Raw genomic sequence first — 12196 nt, forward strand, 5'->3', positions numbered from 1 at the left:
CGATGTTTTTATGCTCGATGCCCTGCACGCCCCCATTCTGGAGATCGTTTCCTCCAAAGAGGACACCCAAAAAAAGTTATTGACCATCTGCAAACTGCTCAAGGAACGTGTGCCCCATTACGACTGGGTGGGCTTTTATTTTAGAAATGGCCAAAAGGAGGAGCTGAAGCTTGGGCCATACGCCGGTGCGCCCACGGACCACACCATCATTCCCTTTGGCAAGGGCATTTGCGGCCAGGTGGCGGTGAGCAACAAAAATTTTGTGGTGCCAGATGTGCGGGCACAGGACAACTACATTGCCTGTAGCATCCACGTAAAGTCCGAAATCGTGGTGCCACTTTTCCTGAACGGGGAAAACGTGGGGCAATTGGACATTGATTCCAACACGGCAGATGCCTTTTCGGAGGCCGATGAGCGCTTTCTGGAATTCATAAACGCCGAAGTGGCCAAAATCCTTTAAAACTTTCTTGGTTTTGTTGATAACCCGGCCTTGGGAAAGGTGCCAAAAAAATTACTTTTGTGGGCCTAAACCACCCATCATTAAGCACACGATATGAGCACTGTTAAAAAAGCCACCTCGGCCTTGATCTCCGTTTTTCACAAAGACGGTCTTGAACCCATTGTTAGAAAATTGGATGCCCTGGGGGTTACCCTCTACTCCACCGGGGGCACGGAAAGATTTATTCGCGATCTTGGCATTTCCGTGGTGCCCGTGGAAGAGGTTACCAGTTACCCCTCCATTTTGGGCGGTAGGGTCAAGACCTTGCACCCCAAAGTATTTGGCGGCATCCTGAACCGGCAAGACCATGCCGGGGATGTTGCCCAACTGAAGGAATTTGATATTCCCCAGCTGGATATTGTCATTGTGGATCTTTACCCTTTTGAGAAAACCGTGGCCAGCGGCGCCCCTGAACAAGAGATCATAGAAAAGGTGGACATTGGCGGCATTTCGCTGATCCGCGCCGCCGCCAAGAACTATAAGGACGTACTCTGTGTGAGCTCCATGGAAGATTACGGTCTTTTCCTGGAAACCATAGGCAGGGACAATGGCAGCACCACCTTGGAAGACCGCAAGATCTTCGCCGCCAAGGCCTTTAACGTCTCTTCCCACTATGACACGGCCATTTTCAATTATTTCAACACAAACGGGGAGATTGCCGCCCTGAAACTGAGCGAGACCAACGGAAAGGAACTCCGCTACGGCGAAAATCCGCACCAAAAAGGCTTTTTTTACGGGGATTTTGACGCCATGTTCTCCAAACTGCACGGAAAGGACCTCTCCTACAACAATCTGCTGGACGTGGATGCCGCGGTAAATCTCATGGGCGAGTTTACCCATGACGCCCCCACTTTTGCCATCTTAAAGCACAACAATGCCTGTGGCCTGGCCCAAAGGGAAAACCTGCACCAAGCCTATCTGGATGCGCTGGCCGGTGATCCGGTCTCCGCCTTTGGCGGGGTGCTCATAAGCAATAAGGAAGTGGACGCGGACACGGCCGCCGAAATGCACCAACTCTTTTGCGAGGTGGTCATTGCCCCCGGCTATGCCCCCAAAGCCCTGGAAATCCTAAAGGGCAAGAAGAACAGGATCATTTTGGAGCAGAAGCAGGCCCAACTGCCCACCAAGCAGGTGCGTACCTGCCTTAACGGCTACCTGTTACAGGACAAGGACCACAAGACCGATGCTTTGGAAGACCTACAGTACACCACCGCCAAAAAACCGAGCAGTGGGGAGTTGGAAGACCTGCTCTTTGCCAGCAAACTCTGCAAGCACACCAAGAGCAACACCATAGTGCTGGCCAAGAACAAGCAGCTCTGTGCCAGCGGTACGGGGCAGACCTCCAGGGTCGATGCCCTGAACCAGGCCATACACAAAGCAAGGTCCTTTAACTTTGACCTGGACGGGGCCGTAATGGCCAGCGATGCCTTCTTCCCTTTCCCCGATTGCGTGGAAATAGCCCACAAGGCCGGCATTGGCAGCGTCATACAGCCAGGGGGGTCCATAAAAGACCAATTGAGCATTGATTACTGCAACGAAAATGGAATTTCCATGGTCATGACGGGCACCCGCCATTTTAAGCATTAATTTTACTACATTTACCGATGAAATGCACCCGTTGAACGGAGACCAAACTTTAAACTATGGGATTTTTTGATTTCTTGACCGAGGAAATAGCCATTGACCTCGGTACCGCCAACACCCTGATCATCCATAACGACAAGGTGGTGGTGGACAGCCCCTCCATTGTGGCCAGGGACCGCATTAGCGGCAAGATCATTGCCGTGGGCAAGGAAGCCAACATGATGCAGGGCAAGACCCACGAGAACATCAAGACCATACGCCCCCTGAAAGATGGGGTGATCGCTGATTTCGATGCTTCGGAAAAGATGATCAACATGTTCATCAAGAACATTCCCGCGTTGAAGAAAAAATGGTTCCCACCCGCTTTGCGCATGGTGATCTGCATCCCCTCTGGCATTACCGAGGTGGAGATGCGGGCGGTAAAGGAATCGGCAGAGCGCGTTAACGGCAAGGAAGTGTATCTGATCCATGAACCCATGGCCGCCGCCATTGGTATTGGCCTGGACATCATGCAGCCCAAGGGCAACATGATCGTGGACATCGGGGGCGGTACCACGGAGATCGCCGTGATTGCCCTTGGGGGCATTGTCTGCGACAAATCTGTTAAAATTGCGGGCGATGTGTTCACCAATGACATCATCTATTACATGCGCACCCAGCACAACCTCTATGTGGGCGAGACCACGGCCGAGGCCATTAAGATAGAGATAGGCTCCGCAACAGAGGACCTGCAATCGCCACCGGATGAAAAATCGGTACAGGGCAGGGACCTGCTCACCGGGAAGCCCAAACAGGTCCAGATCTCTTACCGGGAAATTGCCAAGGCCTTGGACAAATCCATTTTGCGCGTGGAAGATGCCGTGATGGAAACCCTGTCCCAGACCCCACCCGAACTGGCGGCCGACATCTACAATACGGGGATCTATCTGGCCGGTGGCGGGTCCATGTTAAGGGGACTGGACAGAAGGCTCTCCCAAAAAACGGACCTGCCCGTGTACATCGCGGAAGACCCGCTCAGGGCCGTGGTGCGCGGAACGGGCATAGCCCTAAAGAACCTGGAACGCTACAAGAGCATCTTGATCAAATAAAACAAACAGCCTTGATGCCTGTAGGTCATGCCAAAAAAAGATGGGGCAAGGAGCATGACCGCACGGTAAAGTACCGACCTGGGCGCATTTCAAGAACAAAACAAGACGGTATTGGTAAAAAGACGCCATAATTGAAAAGGTAGTGGGGCATGCAGCAGATCATCAACTTTCTGATACGGAACAAAACCTTCCTGCTTTACTTCCTGCTTTTGGTCATTTCCCTTGCGCTCACCGTACAGACGCACTCCTACCACCAATCTAAATTTCTCAATTCTGCCAATGCCATATCCGGGGCCCTATTTGAAGCCACGGACAATTTTAGCTCCTACTTTGGCCTAAGGGAAGAGAACGAACGCCTGGCGGCCGAAAACCTAAAATTAAGGACCAGGCTCTTCAACTTGTCCAAGTCCCTTCCACCCATTGGAGTGGACAGCACTTTATTGCAATATGGCCTTGTTCGCGGACGGGTGATCAACAACAACTATGCCGCGGCAAGGAACTACATCACCATCAACAAGGGCGAAAAGGACAGCTTGCGCCAGGACATGGGCGTGATCACCGATCTGGGCATCTTGGGCATCGTGGAAAACACCTCGGCCAACTACGCCACCGTACAGAGTATTTTGAACGAAAAATCGAACATCAACGCAAAAATCAAGAATTCCAACCATTTTGGTTCGCTGGTCTGGAACACCCAAGATTACAGAACGGCACAATTGGTGGACATCCCGAGATTGGTGCCCCTTACCATTGGGGACACCATTGTCACGGGGGCCATGAGCAGCATCTTTCCGGAGAACATTCCCATAGGCACCATTTCAAAGTTTGATCTGGACAGCTCCAACAGTTTTTATGCCATAGATGTGCTCCTTTTCAATGATATGAGCAATTTGGGCCATATCTACGTCATCAAAAATTACAACCGCTCGGAAATTCTGGAACTGCAGCGCAAAACGGAAGAAGATGGCCAATAGTACGTTTTTTCTTATCCTGTTCCGCTTCTTGCTGCTGCTATTGGTACAAGTGCTGATCTTTAACAAGCTCAACTATTTTGGGTTCATCAACCCCATGGTGTACCTGTTGTTCCTGTACTGGTATCCCATAAAGGAAAACCGGGCCCTTTTTATTTTCCTGAGCTTTTTGTTGGGGCTGTGCGTGGATATTTTCTCGGACACCATGGCGGTAAACGCCGCGGCCACGGCCACCATTGCCTATGCCCGGCCCACCTTGATGCGCTCTATTTTTGGGGTAAACTATGAATTTCAGAGTTTTAAGATAAACAACTCCACCAAGGCACAACAATTCACCTTTTTGGCGTTATTGATAGTACTGCACCACGCGGTTTATTTTGCCCTGGAACGCTTTGACCTTACCGAAATGGGCGTGGTGCTCAAAAAAACTTTGGTGGTTGGCCTGGCGTCCTTAATTTTATGCATATTGTTCAGCGAACTGTTTAGCACAAAGAAGGAATGAGAAAAATACTCTTGTCATCCATCATTGTAATCATAGGACTCACCTTTCTGAGTCGTCTGTCCTATTTGCAGATATTCAGTTTCTCTCCCGATCAAGTGTTGGAGGACCCTGCCATAAAAGCCATCTATGATTATCCGGAAAGGGGCTATATCTATGACAGGAACGGGGAACTGCTGGTGGGCAACGATCCGGCCTATGACGTCATGGTCATTCCGCGTGAGGTAAAGCCGTTGGACACGCTGGAGTTTTGTTCGCTCTTGGGCATTGACAAGGAAAGATTCATAAAGCAACTCCACAGGGCAAGGGTGTACTCCCCACGGCTGCCCTCTGTGCTGGTGCCCCAACTGAGCAAGGAAGACTACGCCCAGCTCCAAGAAAAAATGCGCAAGTACGAAGGCTTTTACATACAGAAACGCTCTTTGCGCTACTACAACACCAAGAGTGCCGCCAATGTCCTGGGCTACATCAGTGAAGTAAATGCAACGGACCTTGCCCGCAACAAGTACTACGTGCAGGGGGAGCTCAAGGGCAGAACGGGTGTGGAACGTTATTATGAAGACCTGCTGCGGGGCAGAAAAGGCGTACAGTACATACAAAAAGACCGTTTTAACCGGGACATAGGCCCTTACAAGGAAGGCGCCCTGGACACCCTCCCGGAGCAGGGAAAACAGATCAGCATTACGCTGGACAAGGAGCTGCAGGAATACGGCGAACTTCTTATGAAGGGCAAGTGGGGCGGCATCGTGGCCCTGGAACCGGCCTCAGGGGAAATACTGAGCATGATTTCCGGACCCACCTATGACCCCTCACTGTTGGTGGGCCGCAAGCGCTCCAAGAACTACACCCAACTCTACAATGACACCATTGCCAACCCTACCTGGGACCGCTCCATACACGCCCAGCAACCGCCGGGTTCGCCCTTTAAGGTAATGAACGCCCTGGTGGCCCTGCAGGAAGGGGTATTGGACACGGATACCAAGGTAAGGTGCTACAACGGCTTTTATGTGGGCCGAAAAAAAAGGGGCTGCCACTGCGGGGGCGGCACCCGTGGTCTTCTGGATGGCATCAGTAAATCTTGCAATGCTTATTTTGCAACGGCCTTCCGGAAAATTTTTGAAAAATACGACACCACGGACGAGGGAATGGATGCTTGGGAGGGCCACCTCAGAAGTTTTGGCCTTGGAGATTACCTGGGGTACGACCTGCCTTTTGGCCAAAAAGGAAGGATTCCCAGCAAGGAATACTATGACCGTTGGTACGGCGATGGCAGATGGAGCTCCTCCTACATCATTTCCAATGCCATAGGACAGGGCGAAATCCTATTGACTCCGGTACAACTGGCCAACATGACGGCGGCCATTGCCAATAGGGGCTTTTTCTACACCCCGCACATTCTTAAAAAGATTGAGGGAAAACCCATAAAGGATCCCAAATTCACGGAGGCCAAGCATACCACCATAGACCGGGAACATTTTGAGACCGTGGTACAGGGCATGGCCGATGTGTACAACAAGGGAACCGCGCGGAGATTGCAAATACCGGGCGTAACCATTGCCGGTAAAACGGGAACAGTGGAGAACTTTACCAAAATTGACGGGGAAAGGAAGCAACTTACGGACCATTCGGTCTTTGTGGCCTTTGCCCCTGTGGAAGACCCAAAGATTGCCATTGCGGTCTATGTGGAGAACGGCTACTACGGCGCACGCTATGCCGGCCACATTGCCAGTCTCATGATCGAAAAATACCTGAAGGGCGAGATCTCCAGAAAAGACCTGGAGAAAAGAATGTTGGAGAGGACCTTGGAGCACGAATACGCCAAGCCCTACAGCGGCGAAGATTTCAAGATCAACGAATATGCCTGGTAAGTCGGTCTTAAAGCGCATAGACTGGCTGTCCGTCCTTATTTATTTGAGCCTGGTGGCCATTGGTTGGCTCAACATCTATTCCACCACCTTTACCGAAGCCAACGAATCTGCCTTTGACCTGGGCACCCTGCACGGCAAACAACTGCTGTTCATTGGCCTTAGCTTGGCCTCCATAGTTGTGGTATTGGCCCTTGAAATCAATTTTTACGAGCGTTTTTCCAGTATTTTCTACCTCATTTCCCTGGTGGCCCTGTTGGGACTGTTTGTCTTTGGCAAGACCATAGCAGGCGCCACCTCTTGGTACGATCTTGGCTTTATGAACTTCCAGCCCTCCGAGCTGGCAAAGATCACCACGGCATTGGCCCTGGCCAAGTACCTGAGCGACATACAAACGGACATAAAGCGCGGAAAGGACCAACTCTATGCCCTGCTGATCTTTCTTGTCCCGGCATTGCTGATCATACCCCAGCCCGATCCGGGAAGTGCGCTGGTCTTCTTTGCCCTGGTGTTCGTGGTTTTCAGGGAAGGCCTTCCCTTGTTTTACCTGCTCATTGGCCTGGTTTTGGTACTGGTCTTCATCCTGACCCTGAAGTACGGTACCATCTGGGTGAGCATTGGGCTGGTGCTGGCCCTAGCCCTGCTCTTTCTGGTGAAAAAGAAAACCTTTAAGGTGCCCCTTTTGCCCTTGGCCGTCACGGCCGTATTGGTTGTTTTGTTCTCCCTCTCGGTAAATTTCGTGTTCGAGAACATGTTTGAGCAACGGCACAGGGACCGGTTCAGTCTGTGGTTGCGCCTGGAAAAAGACCCGAAAAAGCTGGAACAAATCCGCAAGACCATTGGCTACAACACCTACCAGTCCGAGAAAGCCATAGAATCCGGCGGCTTCTTTGGCAAAGGTTATCTGGAGGGCACCCGCACCAAGGGCGACTTTGTGCCCGAGCAGCACACCGACTACATCTTCAGTACCGTGGGCGAAGAGTGGGGCTTTGTGGGCACGGCCACCGTGATCGTTCTCTTTACCCTACTTTTTCTGCGCTTGGTGACCTTGGCAGAACGGCAAAAAAACGATTTTTCCAGAATGTACGGCTATGGGGTGATCTCGATCCTCTTTGTGCACTACTGCATTAACATTGGGATGGTGATCGGGGTTTTGCCCACCATTGGCATCCCCTTGCCCTTCTTTAGTTACGGTGGTTCTGGACTGCTCTTTTTTACGGTACTCCTCTTTATTTTCCTAAAACTGGATACCAACCGGCTCAAGGACAGCTTTTGACCCAGATCATGTATTGGAGGTTTGCGATGAAGGTGCAACCCCCAATGACATCAGGACTTTTGCGATCGGGGCATGGCCCTGGCCAAGGTGATCGGGCCAGGGACGGCGAAGCGATCGGTTTTCGCAGGGATTTGCAGCCGTAAAGGAATTTCTATTGCTTAATCTGGCTTCAATAGGCCCACTGGCCCTGGTTCATACCGCTTTCCAAACGGGCCTCCACGGCCGGATCCAGCCCCGGAAAGAAATCAATGCCCGTACGTTGCTCCACCTCGTCCACGGAAACCGTGAAACTTTCCAAAGCATCGGTTTTTTCCTGATTGGGCATTAAAAAAGCCACCACCTCCCATTTGCCCCGGCGTTCCTTGGCCACGATCTTATAGAAAAGGCGGGGCACGTCCACGTCTTCTTCCCCAATCTCCCAAAGCCCTTTTTCCAGTACCCCGCCGGTGAACACGTAAAGGGTGCCGTAGCGCTTGGCCCAACGGCGCACCTGCATCTCCAAACGGTTCCAAAGACCGGCATTGAAGTGCCGGTTTTGCGGACTTATATTGCTGGTGTAAAAGGTTTCGTTGTAGGCCTGCTCTGAAAAGCGCCGGTCTCCGGCGGGCACCAAATGCCCCCGGTCATACCCTGAGTTTTTATAGTTGCGCCAATCGGCAGATTTGGTCTTTACCCAGGGATCTTCTATAAAGAACGGACGTTCACGGTCGTCTTGGGTAAGATGTTCCCGGGTAAGGACGTAGGCCACCCACTCTGCCTGCTCAAAACCCTCCCTGTAAGAGAGCGAGTAGTGGCTGTGGTGCACCACCATGGCCTCCGTGGCACTGGGAACAAACTCCTTTGGCAGGGCCCCGTTCTTGTCCTCCCCGGCGTTCTCTGAATAAGATGCGGGGGCATAGAAATTATCGAACAACCAAAAGCCCACAACGCAGACCGCCAACAAGACAGTGTATATGGTTCTGTTCTTTGATGGGCCTCGCATTCGCCAAAAATAGGTTAATTTTGCCATATCCCGTAAGATGGCACGGGCCACGAATACAACCTTCAAAAGAAAGAATACGATGCTCACTTGGAAAGACGTTATCCATTTTTCGGTCCACGGGAACCCGGCACCCGATCGGCGCGTGGAAAAATCAGAGGCCCAATGGAAGGAACAGCTGACCCCAGAAGAATTTAGGGTAACCAGGCAGCACGGTACGGAAGCCCCACATTCCGGTGCGCTCTGCAGCACCCATGACGCCGGCAAGTACAACTGCGTCTGTTGTGGCACCCCGCTTTTTGACAGTGGGATTAAGTTTGAATCCGGTACGGGATGGCCCAGTTTTACCCAGCCCATTGCAGAAAATGCCATTAAGTACATAAAGGACACTTCCTTTGGGATGGTGCGCGTGGAGGTGCAGTGCAATACCTGCGATGCCCATTTGGGCCATGTGTTCCCGGACGGTCCGGAGCCCAGCGGGCTGCGGTACTGCATCAACTCCGCCTCCATGCAAATGGAAAAAGAATAGGGCCATGGCCAGTTCCCAAACGGAAACGGCCACCTTGGGAGGCGGGTGTTTTTGGTGCATTGAGGGGATCTTTAGGCAATTGAAGGGCGTTGTCGGTGCCGTTTCCGGTTTTACCGGCGGCCATGTACCGGGAAGGCCCACCTATGCCGAAGTGAGCTCGGGGCGCACCGGACACATGGAAGTGGTACAGCTCAGGTTCCGCCGCCGCGATCTGTCCTACGAGGAGCTGTTGCGGTTGTTCCTGCACATGCACGACCCCACCATACCTCCAGAGAAAAACTCCTATCTGGGCAGCCAGTACCGCTCTGCCATTTTTTACCATAACGAGCAACAGCGCACCATTGCCCAATCCGTACTGAAAGGGATGGCGCCCCATTTTGAACGTCCCATAACCACCCTCTTGCGCCCCCTGACCCTATTCTTCGAGGCCGAGGAAGCACACCAGGACTACTTTGGGAAAAATACGGATGCCCCTTACTGCAAACGCAACATAGCGCCCAAACTGAATGCGCTGAAATCTGCCCATACGGAACTGTTTCGCTAAACGTAGGGCACATATGGGGCTTTATCTTTCCCACGGGACGCCCTTCCCAACCAAAACCAAACAAAAAACCCACCTTTGAAAAAGTGGGTTCTTAAAAGGTTTCGTAAAAAACTAATCCTTTACACTGGCCAGTTTTTGGTTCTTTATGTTGCTCATTTTTAAGTCTTGGAGCACGTTAACCGCCTCTTCCACATACACGTCCTTGGCCAGGTTTTTGTGCCAACGATCTCTTTTTTCGCGGAGAACGGAATCTTTGGTAAACAGTTCCTTCTCGTACTTCAGGGAAGAAAAGGTGAGCTTGGAATCATAATTGGACAAGGTTTTGAACCGCTCGGAGATCTCTTTGTCCTTTATGGTCTCTGCCTTGTATTTGGCATAGTTCAAGGAGATTTCCGTTTCGTCCTGTTGCGCCTTGATCCATCTGGCATTTTCCTCAATAAGCTTTATCTGGGGGTTAGCGGCCATCCTGGCCATGCTGTTGGCTATGGTCTTTTCATAGTCTATGTAGCCGTTCCAAACCTCAAAATCTGCCGGGGATATCTTGTCCCAGGGAAGGGGATTGCTCTGATCCCGCTCTCCCAGGTCTATATAGCTGTACTTGTCCGGCACCACCACATCGCTCTGCACCCCTTCCAATTGGGTAGAGCCACCGGTAACGCGATAGAATTTTTGGGTGGTGAGCTTAATGGCGCCCAGATCGCCGTGCTCATTGCTGCGCACAATGTTGTTCAGGGGAATAACGTTCTGTACGGTTCCCTTGCCAAAGGTATGCTTGCTGCCGATCACCACTCCGCGCTTGTAGTCCTGCATGGCGGCCGCCAAAATCTCGGAGGCCGAAGCGGAGAGCTCGTTCACCAAGATCACCAAGGGGCCGTCCCATTGCACGCGCTCGTCCTTGTCCTCATAGATGTCCTTGCCCTTGCCACTGCTCTGCACTTGCACCACGGGGCCATCCTTGATGAACAGACCTGCCATTTCCACCACGGTCTTCAAGGAACCCCCGCCATTGTCCCTAAGGTCCAAAATGAGTCCTTTTACGCCCTCTTGTTTCAGTCGTTCCACTTCCTTGGCCACATCGGATGCGGCGTTGCGCTCGCTGTAATCATCAAAATCCACATAAAATTTTGGGAGGTTGATGATGCCGAATTTCTTATCGCCCTTTAGTATGGTCGATGATTTGGCGTAGGATTCCTCCAGCTCCACCACATCCCGGGTCAGGGACACCTCATCCAAGGATCCATCCACCTTGCGCACGATCAGGTTCACCACGCTGCCCTTTTCGCCCTTGATGAGCTTTATGGCATCATCCAGGCGCATGCCCACAATGTTAATGGGTTCCTCATCGCCCTGTCCCACTTTAATGATCTCATCGCCCACCTCCAGGCGTTGGTCCCGCCATACGGGTCCGCCGGAAATGATCTCCACGATCTTGGCGCCACTGGGCTTTTTCTGCAATCTGGCCCCGATGCCCTCGAACTTGCCGGACATGCTCATGTCAAAACGTTCCTTGTCCTGGGGGGCAAAATAATAGGTGTGCGGATCAAACTCGTCCACCACCGTATTGATGTACTGTACAAACCAATCCTTTCGCTCCAGATCGTCCACAAAATCGAAAAATTCATCCAGAGTGGTCAGGGTGGCTTCCCTGGCTTCGCGCTCGGCTTCCTCCGGGGTATGGGCACTGTGGTCATGGTCATCGTTCACCCCAAAGTCGGCCTCTGGGCCATCCTTGGCGGCAACATCCCCGCCCTCCATATGCTTGATCTTGTCATCATAGGTGCCCAAGGTGGCGTACTTTAACTGTTGCCTCCAACGCTCCACCAGTTCCTGCCTGTTGGCGGCAAAGGGCACTTCTTCATAATTGATGTTGATGGTCTCGTCCAGGGTGTAATCAAAAGGCTGGGCCAAAACCTCCTTGTAGATGTCCTTGGCCTCTTCCATACGTTGCATCAACCGCTCGTGCACGATGTTGAAGAAGGTGATGTCGGTATTCTTTATCTCGTCATCGATCTGAAACTTATATTGTTCAAACTCCGCAATGTCCGAGGCCAAAAAATACCTTTTGGTGGGATCCAGCACATCTATAAAATCCTCAAAGACGCTCACGGAGAAGTCGTCGTTGATCTCTTTGGGCTCATAGTGCAGTTTTCCCAGTACATAGGTAATGAGCTCTACCAGCAGTTTGTCCTTGTCATCATTTTCAAAAGACTTGTTGGTATTGCCACAAGAGGCGAAGGCCACCAGCATAATGGCCATAAAAAAAGCGAAATTTCTTTTCATAAAAAGGTATTTTTTTTTGCTTGTACCCAAACCAGAAATGATATTCCTTTCCAGGGAAAAAGCACCGCCGAGGGTACAATTC

At 51.6% G+C, this 12196-nt stretch carries 11 protein-coding genes; 9 read left to right on the top strand and 2 right to left on the bottom strand.

From position 1 onward, the window contains the following. The first annotated feature begins 10 nt into the window (after nt 1-10). From ACKWCC_RS12540 to rodA, 7 genes are all read left to right on the top strand, one after another. Nucleotides 11-460, top strand: a complete 450-nt coding sequence (locus ACKWCC_RS12540; RefSeq protein WP_413996288.1) for a GAF domain-containing protein — start codon at nt 11-13, stop codon at nt 458-460. A gap of 93 nt (nt 461-553) precedes the next feature. After that, nucleotides 554-2086 carry a bifunctional phosphoribosylaminoimidazolecarboxamide formyltransferase/IMP cyclohydrolase gene (purH, locus tag ACKWCC_RS12545; RefSeq protein WP_413996289.1) on the top strand — a complete coding sequence of 511 codons (1533 nt, stop codon included), beginning with the start codon at nt 554-556 and terminating at the stop codon, nt 2084-2086. Nucleotides 2087-2142: 56 nt separating this feature from the next. After that, nucleotides 2143-3171 (top strand): rod shape-determining protein, encoded by a 1029-nt coding sequence (locus ACKWCC_RS12550; protein ID WP_379935696.1) that lies wholly within the window; start codon nt 2143-2145, stop codon nt 3169-3171. A gap of 149 nt (nt 3172-3320) precedes the next feature. Beyond that, nucleotides 3321-4145, top strand: a complete 825-nt coding sequence (mreC, locus tag ACKWCC_RS12555; RefSeq protein ID WP_413996290.1) for a rod shape-determining protein MreC — start codon at nt 3321-3323, stop codon at nt 4143-4145. Further along, nucleotides 4135-4644, top strand: a complete 510-nt coding sequence (gene mreD / locus ACKWCC_RS12560) for a rod shape-determining protein MreD (protein WP_413996291.1) — start codon at nt 4135-4137, stop codon at nt 4642-4644. Before mreC ends, mreD begins: the two co-directional genes overlap by 11 nt. Continuing rightward, complete coding sequence (locus ACKWCC_RS12565; protein WP_413996292.1) at nt 4641-6509, top strand: peptidoglycan D,D-transpeptidase FtsI family protein; 1869 nt, start codon at nt 4641-4643, stop codon at nt 6507-6509. Before mreD ends, ACKWCC_RS12565 begins: the two co-directional genes overlap by 4 nt. Then, nucleotides 6499-7782, top strand: coding sequence for a rod shape-determining protein RodA (rodA, locus tag ACKWCC_RS12570; protein WP_413996293.1), 1284 nt, complete (start codon nt 6499-6501; stop codon nt 7780-7782). The genes ACKWCC_RS12565 and rodA overlap by 11 nt, the downstream gene beginning before the upstream one ends. Before the next feature lie 169 nt (nt 7783-7951). Here the strand turns inward: rodA and ACKWCC_RS12575 are convergent, their stop codons facing one another. Continuing rightward, nucleotides 7952-8764, bottom strand: a complete 813-nt coding sequence (locus tag ACKWCC_RS12575; RefSeq protein ID WP_413996294.1) for a DNA/RNA non-specific endonuclease — start codon at nt 8762-8764, stop codon at nt 7952-7954. Nucleotides 8765-8843: 79 nt separating this feature from the next. Between ACKWCC_RS12575 and msrB the strand changes: the two genes are divergently transcribed. Together msrB and msrA are read left to right on the top strand one after the other, a co-directional pair. Then, nucleotides 8844-9290, top strand: coding sequence for a peptide-methionine (R)-S-oxide reductase MsrB (gene msrB / locus ACKWCC_RS12580; protein ID WP_413996295.1), 447 nt, complete (start codon nt 8844-8846; stop codon nt 9288-9290). 4 nt (nt 9291-9294) lie between these two features. Then, a complete protein-coding gene (gene msrA / locus ACKWCC_RS12585; protein WP_413996296.1) occupies nt 9295-9834 on the top strand; it encodes a peptide-methionine (S)-S-oxide reductase MsrA in 540 nt (179 codons plus the stop codon). A 111-nt stretch (nt 9835-9945) separates the two neighbouring features. Here the strand turns inward: msrA and ACKWCC_RS12590 are convergent, their stop codons facing one another. After that, nucleotides 9946-12114, bottom strand: a complete 2169-nt coding sequence (locus tag ACKWCC_RS12590) for a carboxy terminal-processing peptidase (protein ID WP_413996297.1) — start codon at nt 12112-12114, stop codon at nt 9946-9948. Between the last annotated feature and the right edge of the window lie 82 nt (nt 12115-12196).

Origin of the sequence: Maribacter aquimarinus, assembly GCF_047345505.1 — a bacterium.
In the GTDB taxonomy this organism is placed as follows: Bacteria; Bacteroidota; Bacteroidia; order Flavobacteriales; family Flavobacteriaceae; genus Maribacter.